At 70.7% G+C, this 19,212-nt stretch carries 15 protein-coding genes; 2 read left to right on the forward strand and 13 right to left on the reverse strand.

What is annotated here, in order from left to right; translation table 11 throughout:
• Positions 1-261: 261 nt before the first annotated feature.
• The 5 genes from ACFY9V_RS34005 to ACFY9V_RS34025 all read right to left on the reverse strand — a co-directional run bounded on the left by ACFY9V_RS34005 (position 262) and on the right by ACFY9V_RS34025 (position 6,383).
• Complete coding sequence (locus tag ACFY9V_RS34005; RefSeq protein ID WP_391164216.1) at positions 262-1,770, reverse strand: alpha-L-arabinofuranosidase C-terminal domain-containing protein; 1,509 nt, start codon at positions 1,768-1,770, stop codon at positions 262-264.
• A gap of 134 nt (positions 1,771-1,904) precedes the next feature.
• Entirely contained in the window at positions 1,905-2,840 is a 936-nt protein-coding gene (locus tag ACFY9V_RS34010; protein WP_391164217.1) for an ABC transporter permease subunit, read from the reverse strand.
• A complete protein-coding gene (locus ACFY9V_RS34015; RefSeq protein WP_355349689.1) occupies positions 2,830-3,747 on the reverse strand; it encodes a sugar ABC transporter permease in 918 nt (305 codons plus the stop codon). Before ACFY9V_RS34015 ends, ACFY9V_RS34010 begins: the two co-directional genes overlap by 11 nt.
• 5 nt (positions 3,748-3,752) lie before the next feature.
• On the reverse strand, positions 3,753-5,033 hold the full coding sequence (locus ACFY9V_RS34020; RefSeq protein ID WP_355349692.1) for an ABC transporter substrate-binding protein: 1,281 nt from the start codon (positions 5,031-5,033) through the stop codon (positions 3,753-3,755).
• A gap of 306 nt (positions 5,034-5,339) precedes the next feature.
• Entirely contained in the window at positions 5,340-6,383 is a 1,044-nt protein-coding gene (locus ACFY9V_RS34025; RefSeq protein ID WP_355349695.1) for a LacI family DNA-binding transcriptional regulator, read from the reverse strand.
• A gap of 347 nt (positions 6,384-6,730) precedes the next feature.
• On the opposite strand from ACFY9V_RS34025, the gene ACFY9V_RS34030 reads away from it, so the two are divergent.
• Entirely contained in the window at positions 6,731-8,551 is a 1,821-nt protein-coding gene (locus ACFY9V_RS34030) for an arabinofuranosidase catalytic domain-containing protein (RefSeq protein WP_391164218.1), read from the forward strand.
• Positions 8,552-8,636: 85 nt separating this feature from the next.
• Here the strand turns inward: ACFY9V_RS34030 and ACFY9V_RS34035 are convergent, their stop codons facing one another.
• Positions 8,637-10,958, reverse strand: coding sequence for an FUSC family protein (locus ACFY9V_RS34035; RefSeq protein ID WP_391164219.1), 2,322 nt, complete (start codon positions 10,956-10,958; stop codon positions 8,637-8,639).
• A 307-nt stretch (positions 10,959-11,265) separates the two neighbouring features.
• On the opposite strand from ACFY9V_RS34035, the gene ACFY9V_RS34040 reads away from it, so the two are divergent.
• Positions 11,266-11,472 carry a cold-shock protein gene (locus ACFY9V_RS34040; RefSeq protein WP_188280047.1) on the forward strand — a complete coding sequence of 69 codons (207 nt, stop codon included), beginning with the start codon at positions 11,266-11,268 and terminating at the stop codon, positions 11,470-11,472.
• Positions 11,473-11,610: 138 nt separating this feature from the next.
• On the opposite strand, the gene ACFY9V_RS34045 is transcribed toward ACFY9V_RS34040, so the two are convergent.
• From ACFY9V_RS34045 to ACFY9V_RS34075, 7 genes are all read right to left on the reverse strand, one after another.
• Entirely contained in the window at positions 11,611-12,942 is a 1,332-nt protein-coding gene (locus ACFY9V_RS34045; RefSeq protein ID WP_391164220.1) for an ammonium transporter, read from the reverse strand.
• A gap of 79 nt (positions 12,943-13,021) precedes the next feature.
• Positions 13,022-14,377 carry an ammonium transporter gene (locus tag ACFY9V_RS34050; protein WP_391164221.1) on the reverse strand — a complete coding sequence of 452 codons (1,356 nt, stop codon included), beginning with the start codon at positions 14,375-14,377 and terminating at the stop codon, positions 13,022-13,024.
• 78 nt (positions 14,378-14,455) lie between these two features.
• Positions 14,456-15,520, reverse strand: a complete 1,065-nt coding sequence (locus tag ACFY9V_RS34055; RefSeq protein WP_391164222.1) for an urease accessory protein UreD — start codon at positions 15,518-15,520, stop codon at positions 14,456-14,458.
• On the reverse strand, positions 15,517-16,146 hold the full coding sequence (gene ureG, locus ACFY9V_RS34060; protein ID WP_355349715.1) for an urease accessory protein UreG: 630 nt from the start codon (positions 16,144-16,146) through the stop codon (positions 15,517-15,519). The genes ACFY9V_RS34055 and ureG overlap by 4 nt, the downstream gene beginning before the upstream one ends.
• A gap of 80 nt (positions 16,147-16,226) precedes the next feature.
• The gene (locus tag ACFY9V_RS34065) at positions 16,227-16,925 is read right to left on the reverse strand and encodes an urease accessory UreF family protein (protein ID WP_391164286.1); all 699 of its coding nucleotides are present in this window, start codon (positions 16,923-16,925) and stop codon (positions 16,227-16,229) included.
• A gap of 74 nt (positions 16,926-16,999) precedes the next feature.
• Positions 17,000-18,724: an urease subunit alpha gene (gene ureC, locus ACFY9V_RS34070; RefSeq protein ID WP_355349718.1), complete on the reverse strand. Its 1,725-nt coding sequence runs from the start codon at positions 18,722-18,724 to the stop codon at positions 17,000-17,002.
• On the reverse strand, positions 18,724-19,191 hold the full coding sequence (locus ACFY9V_RS34075) for an urease subunit beta (protein ID WP_355349721.1): 468 nt from the start codon (positions 19,189-19,191) through the stop codon (positions 18,724-18,726). The genes ureC and ACFY9V_RS34075 overlap by 1 nt, the downstream gene beginning before the upstream one ends.
• Between the last annotated feature and the right edge of the window lie 21 nt (positions 19,192-19,212).

Below are 19,212 nucleotides of genomic sequence, written 5' to 3' on the forward strand. Positions count from 1 at the left end.
GCCGCCCCGCCGGAGGGGGTGGCGTGAGGGGCCCGACTCCACCCACCCCCTTCCGCCCGCCCCGCCGGGAGGTCGGGGGGCGCAGGGGTCGGGCTTGCCCCCCCCCCCCCCCCCCCCCCCCCCCCCCCCCCCCCCGGGGGGGGCCCGGCGGGCCCCCCCCCCCCCCCCCCCCCCCCCCCCCCCCGCGGCATATCCGGCCTACGGGTCGAAACGGCTCCGGGGTACGGGCGGCGCGGGGCAGGAGGCAGAGAGTCCGGTGGATCAGCTCGTGATCGGCGCCGTCCGGATCATCGTCCAGGAGACCGGCGGAAGCTCGGCGGACAGACCGTTGGCGTCCACGAAGTGCCGGGTGCTGGAGCGCGGCTCGACGCGGCCGGGTGCCGTCCTGGAATTCGTGGCGAGCAGGTCCTGGCCGCCGAGGACGACGTGTTCGACCACGTCGTGCTCGGCGCCGGCCATCCGCAGCCGCAAGGTGGCCGCCTGGGTGTCGTCCCGGTTGACGGCGAAGATCGTCGTCTCGCCGGTCTCGGGGTCGCGGGTGGCGGTGACGTCGACGGCGGCGACGTCTCCGAGCGTCGTGGAGTGCAGGACGGGTGAGTCCGGCTCGACGCGCAGGACGTCGCCGCGGGCGTGCCGGGCGGTGAGGGCGAAGGGGTAGAAGATGGTCTGCCGCCACGCCCCGGTGTCGGGTTCGGTGCGGATGGGCGCGATGACGTTGACGAGCTGCGCGAGGCAGGCGATGGTCACCCGGTCGCTGTGCCGGAGCAGGCTCATCAGGAGGTTGCCGAGGACGACGGCGTCCTCGACGGTGTACTCGTCCTCGATCAGCCGGGGCGCCCGGGCCCATTCCAGGTTGTCCTGGCCCTCGAACCGGCTCTCGTACCAGAGATTCCACTCGTCGAAGGAGAGCTGGAGCTTGCGGCGGGAGCGCTTCTTGGCGGCGATGTGATCGCAGGTGGCGACGACCCCCTCGATGAAGGTGTCCATGACCTGCGCGGAGGCGAGGAAGCCCACGCGGTCGTCGCCGTGCTGCTCGAAGTACGCGTGCAGCGAGATGTAGTCGACCACGTCGTACGCCTCGTCCAGGACGTCGGCCTCCCAGGAGCCGAAGGTCGGCATCCGTTCGTTGGAGCTGCCGCAGGCGACGAGCTCGACGGACGGGTCGATCCGGCGCATGGCCTTCCCGGTCTCGGCGGCCAGGCGGCCGTACTCGGTGCCCGTCTTCTGGCCGACCTGCCAGGGGCCGTCCATCTCGTTGCCCAGGCACCAGGTCTTGATGCGGTGCGGTTCGCGGACCCCGTGGGCGATGCGCAGGTCGGAGTAGCGGGTGCCGCCGGGGAAGTTGGCGTATTCGAGCAGATTGCAGGCGTCCTCGACGCCGCGGGTGCCGAGGTTGACGGCCATGATCGGTTCGACGTCGGTCTGTCTGGCCCAGGCCATGAACTCGTTGAGCCCGAAGGTGTTGGGTTCGAGCGAGCGCCAGGCCAGGTCGAGGGCGACCTGGCGCTCGACGCGGGGGCCGACACCGTCCTCCCAGCGGTAGCCGGACACGAAGTTGCCGCCGGGGTAGCGGACGGCACTCACGCCGAGTTCACGGGTGAGCTTGATGACGTCGAGCCGCAGGCCGTCGGCGTCCGACTCGGGGTGGCCGGGTTCGTATATGCCTCCGTAGACGCAGCGGCCCATGTGTTCGACGAAGGAGCCGAACAGGCGCGGCGGAACCGGGGCGATGACGAAGGCGGGGTCGATGGTCGCGGTGCAGGTGAGCACTCCGGTCTCCGGTTTCTCTGTGATGTCTCAGCGAAATGGGCATGGCGGAAAAGGGCGGGCGGAAGGAGCGGTACGGCGGGGGGATGGCGGGTCGGCCGCGGGCGCGGAAAGGCGGCGGGGAATCGGCCGGGCCGCTATTTGATTCCCGTGGTCGCGACGCCCTGCACGAAGAAGCGCTGGAGGACGAGGAAGGCGATGGCCAGGGGACTCAGGGAGATCGCGGCGCCCGCCATGAGCGCGGCGTGGTCCACACCCGACTGACTGGAGAACAGCGTCAGGGCCGCGGGCAGCGTCTGCATGTCGACGTTGTTCGTCACGACCAGCGGCCACAGGAAGTCGTTCCACAGCGCGGCGAACTGGATGATGAACAGCGAGGCGAGGGCCGGTTTGGCGTTGGGCAGGATGATCCGCCAGTAGACCGTGAAGTCGTTGGCCCCGTCGATCCTGGCCGCGTCGTCCAGTTCGCGCGGCAACTGCATGAAGAACTGGCGGAGCAGGAAGATGCCCAGCGCGCTGGTCGCGCGGGGAATGATCAGGCCCTGGTACGAATTGAGCCAGCCGAGGTGGAACAGCGTCAGGAAGACCGGCACGAGGGTGACCTGGAAAGGCACCATCAGCGTGGCCAGGATCAGCAGGAACACCACGTTCTTGCCCCGGAAGCGCAGCCTGGCCAGCGCGAACGCGGTCATCGAGTCGAACAGCAGGAGGAGCACGGTCGTGCCGCCCGCGAAGACGAACGTGTTGAGCACGAGCTTGCCGAACGGGAGTTGGCCGAGCACCGCGCGGACGCCGTGCAGGGTCCAGTCCCGCGGGATCAGCCGGGCGGGGTCGGCGTACAGGTCGGCGTTGGTCCTGAAGGCGACGCCGAGCATCCAGACGAACGGGATGATCATCGCGACCGCGCCGACGGTGACGGCCGCCCAGGACAGGACCGTGCCGCACCTGGCGCCGTACCGGACGGCGACCTTGGCCGCGGGCCACAGGCGTACCGGCCCGGTCGGCCGGGGGCCGTTCCCGTACGGGCTCGCGCCGCCCTTGGCGGGGCGCGGCCGGAGTGTGTCAGTCGGCATCGCGGAACCTCGACAGACGCAGTTGGAGTGCGGAGATCGCCAGGATGATCACGAAGAGAATCCAGGCGACGGCGCTGGCGTAGCCCATCTGGAATTCCACGAAACCCTTCTGGTACAGGTACATCACGACGGATTCCGTGTGGAAGATCGGCCCGCCGCTGGTCATGGAAAAGACCAGGTCGAACAGTTGCAGCCCGGTGACCGTGGCGATCAGCGTGGTGAACAGCAGTGCCGGGCGCAGCGCGGGCAGGGTCACATGGCGGAATCGCTGCCACGCGCCCGCGCCGTCGAGCGCCGCCGCCTCGTACAGGTCGGGCGGGATCTGCTGCATACCGGCGAGCAGCACGATCATGGTGAATCCGACGTTCTTCCAGATGCCCACGACAATGACGGTGGGCAGCGCCAGCGAGGTGGATTGCAGCCATTCGGGAGGCGTGACGCCGATTCCGGAGAGCCAGGCGTCGACCAGGCCGACCTGCGGGTCGAGCAGGAATTTCCAGACGATTCCGCTCACCACGAGCGAGGCGATGAAAGGGAAGAAATACGCGGTGCGCAGCAGCGCCGAATACCAGGTCGTCCTGCGCAGCCGGGAGGCGATGGCCAGCGCGATCAGCACTTGTCCGACGGAGACAGCGGCGGTGTAGATCACCGTGACGCGCAGCGCGTTCCAGAACCGCGAATCGTGGTAGAGCGCCGTGTAGTTGTCGAGACCCACGAATTTGTGGTGGGCCTCGCCGACGGTCCAGTCGTGCAGGCTCATCCAGCCGGACTGGACGATCGGCTCCGCGATGAACACCCCGATGAGCAGGACGCTCGGCAGGATGAACAGATAGGCGCTGTTGATACGGGGCCTGCGCCGCCGTACGGGTGCGGGCTTCCCTGCGGAGGGGAAGGGTGTGCTCGACATGAGGGCTACTTCTTGCAGCCGGTGAGCGAATTGATCGCCTTGGCGGCCGAGTCGGCGGCGGACTGGACGTCGGCGCCGCGTTCGATCTTCTGGATCAGCGGGACGTAGACGTCGCTGTCGATGCGGGTCGAGTTCGGCTGGCCCGCGAGGTAGAGCTTGGCGTGCGGCAGCGCGGCGGCGAACTGCGCGACGGTGGGATCGCCGTTGACGGCGCCGCCGAGGTCGGTGCGGGCGGGCGGGAAGCCGGAGACCTTCGAGAACTGCGTCTGGGCTGCCTTGCCGGTGTACCAGGCGAGGAATTCCTTGGCCTCGGCCTGGTGCTTGGAGGTGCGGGCGATCATCAGCGGGACCGTCGAGGCCAGTGTCACCGGGCCCGCGGAGCCGACCGGGACCTGGGCGATGCCGAGGTCGACGCCCGCGGACGTGAAGCCCGCGGCGGCCCACGGGCCGTTGATCTCCATCGCGGCCTTCTTGGCGGAGAACAGCGTGTCGGCGTCCGCGCCCGCCTGGCCGACCGGGCTGATGTGGTCCTGGCTGACCAGGCGGCTCCAGCGGGTCAGCGCCTGGACGCTGGCGGGGCTGTTGACGACGGCGCAGTTGTCGGGGCCGACGATGTCGCCGCCGCTCATCCACTGGAGGATCGGCCACATCTGGATCGTGTTGTTGTCGGCGAGCGAGAGGCCGTACTGGCTGGGCTTGCCGCCCGATCCCTTGGTGAGCTTCTTGGCGTCGGCGATGAACTCGTCCTCGGTGGCGGGCGGCCGGCTGATGCCCGCGGCGGCGAACATCGCCTTGTTGTAATAGAGCACGAGCGTGGCCATGTTGGCGGGTACCGCGTAGAGCTTGCCGTCGACGGTGAAGGCGGACTTCACGGCGGCGGGGAAGGCGGCGGAGTCGATCTGTCCGGTGCCGGCGCCGACCGCGGGGTCGAGCGGCAGCACCGAGTTGGTCTTGATGTAGGTGAAGATCGCGCCCGGGTCGGAGCTGGGGGTCGCCAGGTCGGGGCCCTGGCCGGTGGCCCAGGAGGCGGGCAGCTTCTGACCGATGGTGGCCCAGGGTTCGGCCGTCATCGTGACCTGGATCTTGGGGTGGCCGGCGTTGAACTCCTTGATCAGCGCCTGGTACGAGGGGGCGTCGGGGCCGGTGAAACCGGTGAGCATGGTCAGCTTGACCACGCCGCCGGAGGTACCGCCGCCCGCGCCGTTGTCGCCGCAGCCGGCGAGGAGGAGTGAGACCGTGGTGGCGGCGGCGAGTGCCGCGGCCGTTCTCCCGAATCTGACGTACATACCGATCGTTCCATTCCGTTCGGTGCCCCGTCGCTGCGGGGTCGGAGGGTCGATGTGGCTGTCTCCTTCTGCGCACCGCCCGTCCGGGGGCGCGCACCGCCCGTCTCCGGGCGTCAATCACCCGTCCGCGGGCGTGCGTCAGCCGCGTGCGGGTGTGAACCACCCGTCACCGGCCGCGTACCGCCGGTCCTGGGCGTGAACCGCCCGTCCGGGCGGGGGTGTTGGGTACGGCCCGCCCGTCCGGGCGGGGGTGTTGGGTACGGCGTTGGCCTTCGGCCGTGGCCGGTGGCTGGGCGGGGCGGTCGCTCAGCCGGGGTGGCTTCCGCAGGACTCCCGGATCACGAGGTCGAACGGCAGCACGGTGTGGACCGGGTCGGGTGCGGTCCCGTCCACCAGGTCGAAGAGGATGGCCGCGGCCTTCTGGCCGAGCGATTCGGCGGGGACGTGGACGGTGGTGATCCCCGGCGTGGTGAGCCGGGAGACGCCGAAGTCGTCGTATCCGGCGAGCGCGATGTCCTGCGGTATGCGCAGCCCGCGGGAGCGGATCTCCAGCATCGCGCCGTAGGCCATCTCGTCGTTGGCGGCGAAGATCGCCTGGACGTCGGACATGCTGTCCAGCACCTGCCGTGCGGCGAGCCTGCCGGACTCCTCGCTGAAGTCGCCGACGGCCAGGGTGTGGGTGCAGGGCCGTCCCGAATCGGCGAGCGCGGTGCGGAAGCCCTCGTAACGGTCCACCGCGGTCTGGTGGTTGAGCGGTCCGCTGATGTGGGCGATACGGGTCAGCCCGTGGTCCTCCACCAGGTGGCGGGTGATGGCCGCGGCGCCCGCGATCTCGTCCACCCCGACGCTCACCGCGTGCGGCAGGTGGACGAACCGCCCGATGAGGACCACCGGCAGCGCGGAGTCCACCATGCGGTTGACGTTGGGGTCGCTGATCGAGGCCGAGGCGACGATCGCCCCTGACGCGGCCTGCGAGCGCAGCACCCGCTCGTACGCCGCGACGCCGTGGGTCTCGTCGGGGTTGGTCGACACCATGAGCGCGGCGTCGCGGGTGTTGGCCTCCGCGGTCACCCCCACCAGCAGGTGCATGAAGTAGGGGTGGCCGAAGACGTGCTGGCCGGTGTTGGGCACGACGACCGCGATGGAGGTCGAACGGCCCGCCCGCAGCGCCCGCCCCGCGGAGTTCGGGACGTAGCCGAGCTTGGCCGAGGCGGCCCGTACCGCCTCCTTGGTCGTCTCGCTGATCCGCGGATGGTTCGACAGCGCCATCGAGGCGGCGCTCTGCGAGATCCCGACCGCCGTCGCCACGTCCTTGAGCGTGACGGTGGCGCGCTTGTCCGCCGACGCCATATGGCACCCCTCTCAGCAAGAAGCCACCGCCTGAAGCAGGCAACCACCGTCGGGAAGATACCGGCCGGATGTGGTGCGCCAAGGGTTGCTCTAACGATTCAGCGCCTCGGACGCTAAGTGACGCCGGACCGCTCGTCAAGCCTTCGGGACAAGATTGTCCGGGCGTATGACCGCAGGTTCCGAGGGTTGACGGGCACTACGAGACGCCTCTAGCTTCGAAGTCGCTGAATCGTATGAGCAGTTCGCATCTCTCACCGTGTTCCGTGCCATCCCCCCACGGAGAAAGGTCGACGATGACCGCTTCGACGACGACCGCTCGCGACCACCGACCATCCGCACGCCACCTGTTGAGGCGCTTACGCGGCGTCCTGCTCGCCCTGGGCGCGACCTTGACCCTGACCCTCGGCCTGCTGGTCGGTGTCACCGGTCCCGCGCACGCCGCCGCGAACCAGCCGTGCGACATCTACGGCAACGCGGGCACCCCCTGCGTGGGCGCCTTCAGTACGGTCAGGGCGCTGTACGGCTCGTACAACGGCGGCCTGTACCAGGTCACCCGCGTGCGGGACGACGCCGCCCTCGACATCGGGCCGACCGGGACCGGCGGCTACGCGAACGCCGGTGCGCAGAACGCCTTCTGCAACGGCGTGGTGTGCGTCATCACCAAGATCTACGACCAGTCGCCGCGCCACAACGACCTGACCATCGAGGGTTCGGGCACCGCCGGGGCCGCCGATGTCGGCGCCCTGGCGAACGCGCTGCACGTCACGGTGGCGGGGCACTCCGTCTACGGCGTCTATGTGCCGCCGGGCGTCGGGTACCGCCATGCCGTCGGTTCGGGTGTCGCCGTCAACGGGCAGGCCGAGGGGATGTACATGGTGACCAGCGGCACCCATGTCAACCGCGACTGCTGCTTCGACTTCGGCAATGTCGAGGCGATCCCGAACGACACGGGCGCCGGTCACATGGACGCGCTCAACATGTCGTTGGCCCGCGCGTGCAGCCCCTGTTCCGGCGACGGTCCGTGGGTGCAGGCCGACCTGGAGAACGGCATCTTCCAGGCGGACACCAACGCCCACAGCGTCAACGGCGGCAATGCGAGCCCCTTCGTCACGGCCGTGCTGAAGAACAACGGCCAGACGTCCTTCGCTCTCAAGGACGGGAATTCGCAGTCCGGCGGGCTCACGACCTGGTGGAACGGCGCGCTGCCACCGGGCTACGCGCCGATGAGGCAGGAGGGCTCCATCGTGCTCGGCACCGGCGGCGACAACAGCAACCGCGCGGTCGGGTCGTTCTTCGAGGGCGTCATGACCTCCGGCTATCCCACCGACGCGGCGGACAACGCCGTACAGGCGAACGTGGTGGCGGCCGGCTACGCGGGCGACACGGCCGGGGTCGCTCCGGCGACGGTCGCCGCGCCCGGCGGGAAGTGCGTGGACGTGACCGGGGACGACGTCGCGAGCAAGGGCGCCGCCGTCCAGCTCTGGGACTGCCAGAGCGGCGCCGCAGATCAGCACTGGGTGCACGAGCCCGACAGTTCGCTGCGGACGCTGGGCCGCTGCATGGACATCAACGGCAACGGCACCGCGAACAACACGCAGGTCGAACTCTGGGACTGCAACGGGGTCGGCGGGCAGAAGTGGGTGCAGCGGGCCGACGGCTCGCTGTTCAACCCGCAGTCCGGCCGCTGCCTGGACGCCACCGACGGCGCGTCCGCCAACGGCACCCGCCTCCAGATCCACGACTGCAACGGCACGGCCGCCCAGGTCTTCACCGTCAACGGTGGATCGATGATCGCCGGGCCCGGCGCGAAGTGCCTGGACATCACGGGCGACGACATCGGCGGCGATCTGTCCGCGGCGCAGTTGTGGGACTGCCAGTCCTACGCCCGCGACCAGCACTGGGTGCACACGTCCACGAACCGGCTCACCACGCTCGGCCGCTGCCTGGACATCGCGGGCAACGCCACCGCGCAGGACTCGTTGGTGGAGCTGTACGACTGCGACACCGCGGTGGGCGGCCAGGTGTGGGTCCAGCGGTCCGACGGATCGCTGCTCAATCCGCGGTCCGGGCGCTGCCTGGACTCCCCGGACGGCGCCACGGCCAACGGCGCCCGCCTGCGGATCCACGACTGCAACGGCACGGCCGCGCAGAAGTTCGCCCTGAACTGACCGCGGCGCCGCCGAGGCCCGGTGGTGCGGGAGCGCGAGCCCCGTACCACCGGGCCCTGGCTGCCAGGGCTCACGCGCGACCGATTCAGGCCGCCCGGCGGCTGCCGGTCCTGCCGGCCGGCGTCTCGACCGTGACGCCGAGCGGCCGGGCCAGGCCCGCCACGCCCTCGTCCAGCCGCTGGAGGTGGCGCAGCACGCGGAAGGTGACGGAGCCCGAGCGCGGTACGGCGGAGCCGGTGCCCTCCAGCATGGAGGCGATGCTGGGCTCGGTCCGGATCGCGCCCTGCGCCGTCCCGTCCGCTGCCGTCGTACCGCCCTTGGCCCTGCCCTTCCCGCCCTTGTCGTCCTTGATCTCCTCCACATGGGCGATGAGCACGTCGAGGTTGTGCTCCAGGCGTACGCCGACGGCCGTCAGCCGGGGGTCGGCGGCGATGCTCTTGCTGTACGGGACCAGTTCGGCGGTCGCCGCGAGCGAGCGCGCGTGGTAGGCGCAGGTCTCCAGCAGGGCGACCAGATAGCGAGCGGTGCGCCTGCGGCCCCGCAGCGGGGTGATCGGGTGGGTCAGCGGGTGCGTGGAGCGGCGCAGGTCGTCCAGCGCGGTGTCCAGTTCGCGGGCCAGGTCCAGCAGGTCGACGGCCGGGCCGCCGCTGAGCTGGGCGACGGCGGCGGTGGCCACGTCGCGGAGCTTGGCCAGGACGGTGACCAGTTGCTCGTCGGTGCGCAGATCGGTGTGGACCGGGAAGATCAGCACGGCCGCGATGACCCCGCAGGCGGCGCCGAGCGCGGTCTCCTCGATGCGCAGTACGAGCACCGAGACGCTGTACGTGTGCAGCAGGCTGTAGAGCAGGCCGAGCATCGCGGTGACGAAGAACGACATCAGCGCGTACGACACCGGGGCGGTGAAGAACATCGCGAAGATCAGCACCAGAACGAGGGTGAACGCCGTCCAGGTGTGGTTGCCGACGACCCCGGCGAGCAGCACACCGGCCACCACGCCGCACACCGTGCCGATCAGCCGCCGGTAGCCCTTGACCAGGATCTCGCCGGTCGAGGAGGTGTTGAGGAAGACCACCCAGCAGGTCAGGACCGCCCAGTACCAGCGCTGCGTGGACAGGAACTCGCCGCCGAGGATGGCCAGCGCGGACCCCGCGGAGACCTGGACGGCGGCGCGGGTCGTGCGGCGCTTGAGGCCGGTACGGTCCTGCTCGCTCTCGCCCTCCCCCGCCAGCGCCAGGTCCTCGGCCTCGAACTCCTCGCGGGAGCGGATCGTCTCGGGTGTGTCGTCGGACTCGTCGCCCGGCCCGTCGAGCGCCAGCCGCAGGCCGAGGACGGCGCGCGCGGCCTCGCCGATGCCGCGGAAGGCGTCCTGGACGGCGAGCGAGGCGCGCGGCAGATTCTCGTCGTCGCGGTAGGCCAGCAGGCGGTTGCGCACCTGGGTGACGGCGGTGCCGGGGTCGTCGGTGCCGAGCCGGGTCACCAGCAGGTGCAGCGCCCGCAGCTCGGCGCGCAGCTTGCGCAGCGCGTCGTCCTCGTCGTCGGTGCGGCGCGCGGGTGCGGGCAGCGGCGCGTTCGGCAGGTGGAGCGTCAGGGTGTCGGCGCGTTCGGCGCTGCGGGCGGTGAGCAGCAGCAGGCCGAGGCGTTCGACGGCGATCTCGGCGTCCGCGACCCGGCGTTGCAGCAGGGCGGCGGTGGCCTCGTCGTCGGTGCCCACCTCCAGCGCGCTCTGGATCATCAGGGCGGCCTCGTGCAGCCGGGCGACGTCCTTGCGCAGGTCGCCGATGACGCTCTCCAGCCGGTCGGAGTCGGCTTCGAGGAGGTCGATCTGGGTGGCGACGAGCTGGGCGGTTCTGGCCCGGAACGCCTGGCGCAGCCGCCCCAGGGTGCGTTCCGGGGTCTCGGGGACGAGCGCGAAGCGCATGACGGCGCTGCACGCGAAGGCGACGGCCAGCGAGAGGTAGAGCGACGGCAGGCCGGCGCCGGTGGCGTGGACGAACAGGGAGAGGAAGTAGATCTGGAAGCCGATCATGCCGAGCGCGGTGCCGCGTTCGCCGAAGCGGCGGGCGTAGGCGGCGCCGAAGATCAGCAGGATGAAGGCGAGGTCGCCGATGACGATGTGCGGGTTGAGCAGTGCGCCGAGCGACACCGAGGCGAAGGCGGTGGGCAGCCCGAGGGCGAGGGTGACGGCCTGGTCGCGTACCCGCTTCTCGCGGATGGCGAAGGTGGAGACCATGGCGGCCATGGCGCCCGCGACCATATGGGTCACGGAGATGTGCAGCAGGGACAGGATCAGCAGGGCGAGACCGATCGAGCCGACCGTCCGCAGTCCCGCCATCAGCCGCAGCAGGCCGGGGTCGGAGGCCGAGTAGCGGTCCCAGACCCTGTGGCGGATCCTCCGTGCCGTTCTCATCGTGCCGCCGCGTTCCCTCGTCAAGATCGGATCCCGCCCCAGCATCCCACGAGCGTGCCCGGCCGGTGCGACCGCCCACCCCCGGACGGGTCAGTGTTGCTCCGGATGACGGGTCGGTCGAGGGCCGGTTTCCGGCCGTGGCGCGGCGCATGTTCGCCCTCCGCGGTCATCCGCGCGATCGGCGTGCATGCGGCGCGCCGCGATGGGGTACGTACGGCTGCGGGTGCCCGTAGGCGGGCGTCCACAGGCCGCGGATCCACCAGGTTCCGCGACCGGTGCAGACCACAGACGCAGAGGACTCACACGCATGGCCAACGGCACGGTGAAGTGGTTCAACTCCGAGAAGGGCTTCGGGTTCATCGCCCAGGAAGGCGGAGGCCCCGATGTCTTCGCCCACTACTCCAACATCCAGGGCAACGGATACCGGGAGCTGACCGAAGGCGAGCCCGTCACCTTCGACGTCACCCAGGGCCAGAAGGGTCCGCAGGCGGAGAACATCGTCCGCGCGGGCTGAGCCGTACACGGTCCTCCGGGTCCGGGTCCGCCGTCATGGCGGGCCCGGACCCGTCCGTTTGCGGGCGACCGCCGCGTTTGTGACGCATCCAATGCGATGCCTCGGGTCCGGTCCCCCGCGCGGCGGTCCGTACGAAGGTCAGTTCCGCTCGTGGGAGGCGAGCAGAGTGCGCAGTTGGGCGATGAGATGGCTGGGGTCGTTGTCGTCCGTCGGGGCGGCGGGACCGCGCAACGTGTCGGTGACGTCCTGGAGTTGGCTGGCGACGTCCGTGTCGTACGCCTGCTCGTGCTCCACGATGCCGCCGGGCTGGCGCAGCCCGACGGTCTTGTCGACGACCTTGCCGATGACGGCGGTCATGGTGAAGGAGAACAGTCCCAGGACGAGGACGGCGACGAGCTGGTCGCCGAGCAGCCCCCACGAGCCGCCGTAGAACAGGCCCTTCTTGCCGGTGACCGCGCCGGTCGCGGCCAGGCCGGCCATCAGCATGCCGAACAGGCCGCCCCAGCCGTGGATGCCGACAACGTCCAGGGTGTCGTCCACGCCGAGCCGGTACTTCCAGCTCACCGCGAAGGCGCAGGTCAGCCCGGCGAGGAAGCCGATGACGGTGGCCCATACCGGGCTGACCCCGGCGGCCAGCGGCGTCATGGACACCAGGCCGGTGACCGCGCCCATGGAGATGTCGAGCAGGGTGACGCGCCGGTTGTGCCAGTAGCTGGTCGCGGCCCAGCCGATCATGGCCGCGCCCGCCGCGAACTGGGTGTTCACGAACGCCATGGTGGTGCTGGCGGGCCCGTTCAGATAGGAACCGGCGTTGAAGCCGAACCAGCCGAACCACATCAGGGCCAGGCCGATCACGACCAGCGGCAGATTGTGCGGACGGATCGGCTGGCGCTCGAAGTCCTCGCGCTTGCCCGCGACGATGGCCAGGGCGAGACCCGCGGCGCCCGAGCTGAGTTCGACCACGGTGCCGCCGGAGAAGTCGACGGCGCCGACCTCCTTGGCGACCCAGCCGTCGCTGTCGAACACCCAGTGCGCCATGGGCACGTACACCAGCAGCGTCCAGGCGCAGACGAAGGCCGTCCAGCCGCGCATCGTGGCGCGCCCGGCCACCGATCCGCTGATCAGGGCCACGGTGACGATGGCGAAGCTCATGTGGAAGACGGAGTGGATCACGGTGGGCACGTCACCGGTCGCGCTGTTGAGGGAGACGCCGCGCAGGAAGGCGTGGTCGAGGGTGCCGATCATGCCCAGCCCCTCGGCGTCGGGGCCGAAGGCGAGCGAGTAGCCGACCGCCCACCAGATCAGCGTGACGACGGCGACGCAGGCGAAGCACATCTTGAGCATGGCGATGATCTGACTGGTCCTGACCATGCCGCCGTAGAAGAAGGCGAGTCCCGGGGCCATCAGCAGGACCATGGCCGTGGCCATCATCAGCCAGGCGGTGTTGCCGGAGTCGAAGTGCTGGTTCATGACAGGTCCTCACACGGACGGCCGGGCGTGGCCGCTGATTCGGGTACGAGTACGGCTGCGGAGGGGTACGCGGGCGCGGTCATCGGTCGCGCTCGCGTCGTTCCAGGACGTCGAGGATCTTGTTGACGCGGGCCATGTCGTCGTCCGGGGCCGCCGGGGCGCCCACCCGCGCCGGGTGGCGCGGCTCGTCCAGCCGGGCCCTGACCTCGTCCAGCGTCGCGTTGTCGTACGCGATCTCCTCGTCCCGGCCCGGCACGTCCTCGTACTCCGCCTCGGTACGGAAGCCGACCGTGCGGTTGACGGCCTGGGCGATGAGCCAGGTGACGACGAAGGAGAACGAGCCGCAGGCCAGCACGGCGACGATCTGGCGCCAGAGCAGATCGAGACCGCCGCCGTAGAACAGGCCCTCGCGCCCGCTCATCGCGGAGGTGGCGAACAGGCCGATGGACACCGTGCCGACGATGCCGCCCCAGCCGTGCACGCCGACCACGTCCAGGGTGTCGTCCACGCCGATCTTGAACTTGAGGTTGATGGCGAAGGCGCACACCACACCCGCGGCGAAGCCGATGCACACCGCGCCCAGCGGCGACACCTCACCGCAGGACGGCGTGATGGCGACCATGCCCGCGACGGCCGCGGAGGTGACGCCGAGCATGTCCACGCTGCCCAGCCGCCACTTCTCGATCAGCGGCCAGCCGATCATGGCCGCGCAGGCGGCGAGTTGGGTGTTGAGGAAGGCGGTGGGCGCGGCGCCCGCCACGTGCAGCGCGGATCCCGCGTTGAAGCCGAACCAGCCGAACCACAGCAGGGCCAGGCCGATCACGACCAGCGGCAGATTGTGCGGGCGCACCGGCTGGCGCTCGAAGTCCTTGCGCTTGCGCAGCACGATGGCCGCGGCCAGGCCCGCCGCGCCGGAGTTGAGTTCGACGACGAGGCCGCCCGCGAAGTCCAGCGCCTTCAGATGCGCGGACACCCAGCCGTCGGGGGCGAACACCCAGTGCGCCAGCGGTACGTAGACCAGCAGGGTCCAGGCGGCCACGAAGACCAGCCAGCCGCGCATGGTGGCGCGGCCCGCGATGGAACCGCTGATCAGCGCGACGGTGATGATGGCGAACGACATCTGGAAGCAGGAGAACAGCAGCGTGGGGACGCTGCCGTGCAGGTCGGTCATGGTGACGCCGCGCAGGAAGGCGTGGTCGAGGTTGCCGAGCAGGCCCGCGCCGAGGTCGGGGCCGAAGGCGAGGGTGTAGCCGACCGCCAGCCACAGCACGGTCACCAGGGCCAGGCAGACGAAGCTCATCTTGAGCATCACCAGCACGTGCTGGGTGCGGACCATGCCGCCGTAGAAGAAGGCCAGGCCGGGTGTCATCAGCAGCACCATCGCGGTGCTCGCCAGGAGCCAGGCGGTGTCGCCCGTGTTGGCGGTGGCGGCCATGAGCAAGGGGAACTCCTGTGAACGTACGGCGGTCGGTCGAGGTCGGCGCCGTTGTCGTCGTCGGCGGGCGTGCGGGGGTCAGGGCTTGCGCATCGCGGGCGCGGGTACGCCGATCAGCAGCCTGCGTACGGCGTCCCACGCGAGACGCAGCGCGCTCGCGGCGGTCCGCGGGTCGTCGGTGAGCAGCCGCAGCCAGGCCCCGCTGTCGCCGGGCAGCACGCTCACGCCGAAGAGCGCCGGGCTGTCGGCGAGGGCCTCGTGCAGGGTGTCGGCGACGGCCGCGGCCGGTGCGCGCGCGGTGACGACGTAGAAGGTGGACACGATGTCGTGGCCGCCGAGGACGGCCAGGCCGGTCACCGGGGCAGCGCCCGGTTCGAGCCGCATGGCGTCCACGGCGAGGAGCGCGCCGTCGGGGCGCCGGATCTCGACGTCGGAGGCGAAGACCTCGTAGGCGTGGCGCTCGTCGCGCGCCAGGCGGCCCGCGTAGAGCGTCTCCGCGGCCAGGACGGTCGCGGTGGCGTCGGCGGTGACGGTGGTGCGCTGGTAGTAACGGGCCCCGGCGTAGGGGATCGTCGGGTCCGGCAGGTACTCGACGTAGGAGTCGGCTCCGGCGTCGACGGCGACCTGCTGGGTCGCGTAGTCGAACTCCATGCGGTGGACCCTGGTGGCCGTCTGCGTGGTGAGGTGGGTGGCCGCGCCCGGTCCGCAGGTGACGTCGATACGGAGCCGGTCGCCTTGCAGGATGCCGCCGCCGGTCGACATCACCTGTGTGATGGGCAGGTCGGGCCTGGCCGGGTCGTAGTAGAGCGGCCGCATGATCTGGAGCGGGGTCTTCTGGAAGTGGCCGGTCAGTTCCGTCCGTTCGGCGCGGCGCTCGAAGGTCAGTTCCAGCAGCCCGACCTTGCCCGCGTGACCGACCGGCAGGGTGTCGGGCACGGCCGCGTGCCGGCGGACCTCCCGGGGGACGCGCGCGGGCTCGTAGTGCGCCGGGTCCAGCCGGGCGGGGCGCGACGGCGCGACGGCCCGGTCGTCGGAGCCCTTGGTACGCACCGGGTGCTCGGGGCCGTCCGGTTCGGCCACCCGTACGGCCGGCGACGGCGCTTGCCGCGGCGCCCGGGCACGAGCGGCGCCGGTGAGGCTCATACGGCGGCGACCTTGCGGTACGTCTCCAGGAAGGTGGCGATCTCCTCAAGACCCTGCCCGCTCAGGCAGTTGGTGAGGATGACCGGCGCGCCGTCGCGTACCCGGTGCGCGTCGGCCTCCATCACCGACAGGTCGCACCGCACGTACTGGGCGATGTCGATCTTGTTGATGACCAGCAGGTCCGACTCGGTGATGCCGGGACCGCGCTTGCGGGGCATCTTCTCGCCCTCGGCGGTGTCCAGCACGAACAAGAAGAGGTCGACCAGGACCGGGCTGAAGGTGAGGGTGAGGTTGTCGCCGCCGGACTCGAAGAGCAGCGTGTCCACGTCGGGGAAACGGTCCAGCAGTTCCGCGCCCGCCGCCAGGTTCATCGTCGGGTCGTCGCGCACCGCCGTGTGGGGGCACGCTCCGGTCTCCACGCCCACCACCCGCTCGGGGTCGAGCACGCCTTCCAGGGTCCGCCGGACGTGCTGGGCGTCCTCCTGGGTGTAGATGTCGTTGGTGACGACGGCGGGCCGGTGCCCGCGGCTGGTGAGGATCGGCACCAGGGCCTCGATCAGCGCCGTCTTGCCCGATCCCACCGGGCCCGCGATGCCGACGCGCAGGACGTGGCGTTCGTTGTGCATGGGGTGCTGCCTTCCGTCGCTGAATGTGTGTGTCGTGGTGGGGTCCGGCCGTGCGGCCGGAGTCAGGACATGACGGATCGTCAGGTCATGAACAGCCGGGCCTGCGCGCGTTCGTGGCGGCCCGACATGACGTCGGCCATCGGTACGCAGCCCCCGAGGTCGGCCAACTCCGCGGTGAGGGCCCGCGCGACGACCTCCTCGATCACCGGCGCCGTCGCCCGCAGGACGACCTGGGCCCGTACGTGGTCGGTCAGGCGCAGCCGGAGCGCCGCGCCGACGAAGCTGACGGCGAGCGCGAACAGGTCTCCGGTCACCGCCTGTTCCGCGTCCACCCCGGCGGCGGCGTACACGGCGCCCGCGACCGCCGCCTGCGACCCCGGCGCACCGCCGCCCGCCACGAGCGCCGCGTAGCGCTCCAGGACGGGTCCGCCGATCACGGTGCCCGCGATGTCGAGGAGTTGGCGCCCGACGCGGGTGGAGGCCACCCGCATCTCGCGGTTGAGCTTGGCCGCGTGCAACCGCTGGTCGACCCGCGCGACCAGGTCCCAGTCCCCCGCGCACACCGCCCGGTGCGTGAGCACCAGGGCGGTGGCGTCGCAGGGACCGATCCCGTGGCGCAGCAGATCGGCGAGCAGCCCCGGCACGTCGGCCGCCGTCACGGCCTTGGCCTGGGCGAAGCCCTCCAGGCTGTGCGAGAGGGTGTAGAAGCCGCTGGGGAAGGCCGAGTCGGTCAGCTGGAGGCTGACCAGCAGCGCCCCCAGCCGCCCCGGCCGCCCCATGACGGAATCGGCCGGAGCGTGCGGGGCGGCCGGAGCGTGCGCGCCGTTCGAGGCGTACGCGCCGTTCGAAGTCGTCATGCCAGGAAGAACAGTTGGGTGAGCGGCAGTTCGCGGGCGGGGTCGATGGTCGTGGGGACTCCGTCCAGCGTCACCTTGTACGTCTCGGGGTCGACGGTGATCTTCGGCAGGGAGTTGTTGCGGACCATGTGCTGCTTGCCCACCGAGCGGCAGTGCCGTACGGGCAGAATCCTGCTCTCCAGGCCGAGCCGCTCCGGGACACCGCCCGCGATGCCCGCCTGGGACATGAACGAGACCCGGGTGGCCTGCTTGGCGCGGCCCTTCGCGCCGAACATCGGCCGGTAGTAGACCGGTTGCGGGGTGGGCAGCGAGGAGTTGGGGTCCCCCATCTGCGCCCAGTTGACCAGGCCGCCCTTGATGACCATCTTCGGCTTGGCCGCGAAGGCGTTGATCGGCCACAGCACGATGTCCGCGAGCTTGCCCGCCTCCAGCGACCCGATGTGCTCGGCCATGCCCGCCGCGATGGCCGGGTTGATCGTCATCTTCGCGAGGTAGCGCAGCACGCGCAGGTTGTCGTTGCGTTCGCTGTCGCCGTCGAGCTTGCCGCGCTGGTCCTTGCAGTGATGGGCGGTCTGGAAGGCGCGGGTGAAGGACTCGCCGACCCGGCCCATGGCCTGGGAGTCGGAGGAGAAGATGGAGATGACGCCCTCGTCGTGCAGCACCGTCTCGGCCGCGATCGTCTCCGCCCTGACCCGCGAGTCGGCGACGGACACGTCCTCGGGGATGTCGTGGCTGAGGTGATGGCAGACCATCACCATGTCCAGCAGCTCGTCCACCGAGTTCACCGTGTACGGCAGGGTCGGGTTGGTGGACGACGGCAGGACGTTGGGCTCACCGGCGATCCGCATGATGTCCGGGGCGTGCCCGCCGCCGGCGCCCTCGGTGTGGAAGGTGTGGATCGTACGGCCGTCGATCGCGGACAGGGTGTCCTCGAAGAACCCGGACTCGTTGAACGAGTCGGTGTGGATGGCCACTTGCACGTCGTACTCGTCGGCGACCCGTAGCGCGGTGTCGATCACGGCCGGGGTGGTGCCCCAGTCCTCGTGCACCTTCAGACCGCACACCCCGGCCTCGACCTGCTCCACCAGCGCGTCGGGCTGCGAGCCGTTGCCCTTGCCCAACAGCCCGATGTTGACCGGCAGATCCTCGGCCGCCTGGTACATCCGGCCGATGTTCCACGGGCCCGGCGTGCAGGTCGTGCCGTTGGTGCCGTCGGTGGGTCCGGTGCCGCCGCCCACCAGCGTGGTGATCCCGTTGCTCAGCGCCGCCTCGGCCTGCTGCGGGGAGACGAAGTGGATGTGCGTGTCGATGCCGCCGGCCGTCGCGATCAGGTGCTCGCCGGAGATGACCTCGGTGCCGGGACCGATGGTCAGCAGGGGGTGGACGCCGTTCTGGGTGTGCGGGTTGCCGGACTTGCCGACCGCCGCGATGAAGCCGTCCTTGACGCCGATGTCGCCCTTGACCACGCCCAGCACCGGGTCCAGCACGACCACGTTGGTGATGACCAGGTCCAACGCGCCCTGGGCGGCGGTGGCCTGCGGGTCCTGGGCCATGCCGTCACGGATGCTCTTGCCGCCGCCGTAGACGGCCTCGTCGCCGTAGAGGCCCTCGTTGAAGTCCTTCTCGACCTCGACGACGAGGTTGGTGTCGGCGAGGTGGAAGCGGTCGCCGACGGTCGGGCCGTACAGGTCCGTGTACTGCTTGCGCGGGAGCGTCGCCATCACCGGTCACCCTTCGTCTTGTTCTTCGCGCTCTTCGCGCCCTTGTCGTTCTTCGCGGCGCCGTCGGCGGCGGCGCTCTTGCCCGCGCCGCCGGCGGTGTCCCCCGTCGCGCCCTTGAACCCCAGGGCGACGGCGCGGGCTTCGGCGGCGATCCGGGTGGTGGCCGAGTTCAGGCCGCCGTTGACGAGGCCGCTGAAGCCGACCAGCCGCCGGTGGCCGCCGAATTCGGTCAGCGTCACCTCCCGCGAGTCGCCGGGCTCGAAGCGCACCGAGGTGCCCGCGGGGATGTCCAGGTGCATTCCGTACGCGGCCTCGCGGTCGAACTCCAGGGCCCGGTTGGCCTCGAAGAAGTGGTAGTGCGAGCCGACCTGGACCCCGCGGTCACCGGTGTTCGACACGGTGACCGTGGCCGTGGCGCGGCCGGCGTTGATCTCGACGGGATCATCGCCGTACAAGTAATTCGGCATGGCTGGTCTCTCTTTCTCGCG

Origin of the sequence: Streptomyces sp. NPDC008317 (assembly GCF_042955955.1) — a bacterium.
In the GTDB taxonomy this organism is placed as follows: Bacteria; Actinomycetota; Actinomycetes; order Streptomycetales; family Streptomycetaceae; genus Actinacidiphila.

Bases quoted from the DNA above. Each gene is read 5' to 3' on its own strand.
- ACFY9V_RS34010 (WP_391164217.1), bottom strand. From the start codon at position 2,840: ATGCCGACTGACACACTCCGGCCGCGCCCCGCCAAGGGCGGCGCGAGC.
- ACFY9V_RS34015 (WP_355349689.1), bottom strand. From the start codon at position 3,747: ATGTCGAGCACACCCTTCCCCTCCGCAGGGAAGCCCGCACCCGTACGG.
- ACFY9V_RS34020 (WP_355349692.1), bottom strand. From the start codon at position 5,033: ATGTACGTCAGATTCGGGAGAACGGCCGCGGCACTCGCCGCCGCCACC.
- ACFY9V_RS34025 (WP_355349695.1), bottom strand. From the start codon at position 6,383: ATGGCGTCGGCGGACAAGCGCGCCACCGTCACGCTCAAGGACGTGGCG.
- ACFY9V_RS34035 (WP_391164219.1), bottom strand. From the start codon at position 10,958: ATGAGAACGGCACGGAGGATCCGCCACAGGGTCTGGGACCGCTACTCG.
- ACFY9V_RS34040 (WP_188280047.1), top strand. From the start codon at position 11,266: ATGGCCAACGGCACGGTGAAGTGGTTCAACTCCGAGAAGGGCTTCGGG.
- ACFY9V_RS34045 (WP_391164220.1), bottom strand. From the start codon at position 12,942: ATGAACCAGCACTTCGACTCCGGCAACACCGCCTGGCTGATGATGGCC.
- ACFY9V_RS34050 (WP_391164221.1), bottom strand. From the start codon at position 14,377: ATGGCCGCCACCGCCAACACGGGCGACACCGCCTGGCTCCTGGCGAGC.
- ACFY9V_RS34055 (WP_391164222.1), bottom strand. From the start codon at position 15,520: ATGAGCCTCACCGGCGCCGCTCGTGCCCGGGCGCCGCGGCAAGCGCCG.
- ureG (WP_355349715.1), bottom strand. From the start codon at position 16,146: ATGCACAACGAACGCCACGTCCTGCGCGTCGGCATCGCGGGCCCGGTG.
- ACFY9V_RS34065 (WP_391164286.1), bottom strand. From the start codon at position 16,925: ATGGGGCGGCCGGGGCGGCTGGGGGCGCTGCTGGTCAGCCTCCAGCTG.
- ureC (WP_355349718.1), bottom strand. From the start codon at position 18,724: ATGGCGACGCTCCCGCGCAAGCAGTACACGGACCTGTACGGCCCGACC.
- ACFY9V_RS34075 (WP_355349721.1), bottom strand. From the start codon at position 19,191: ATGCCGAATTACTTGTACGGCGATGATCCCGTCGAGATCAACGCCGGC.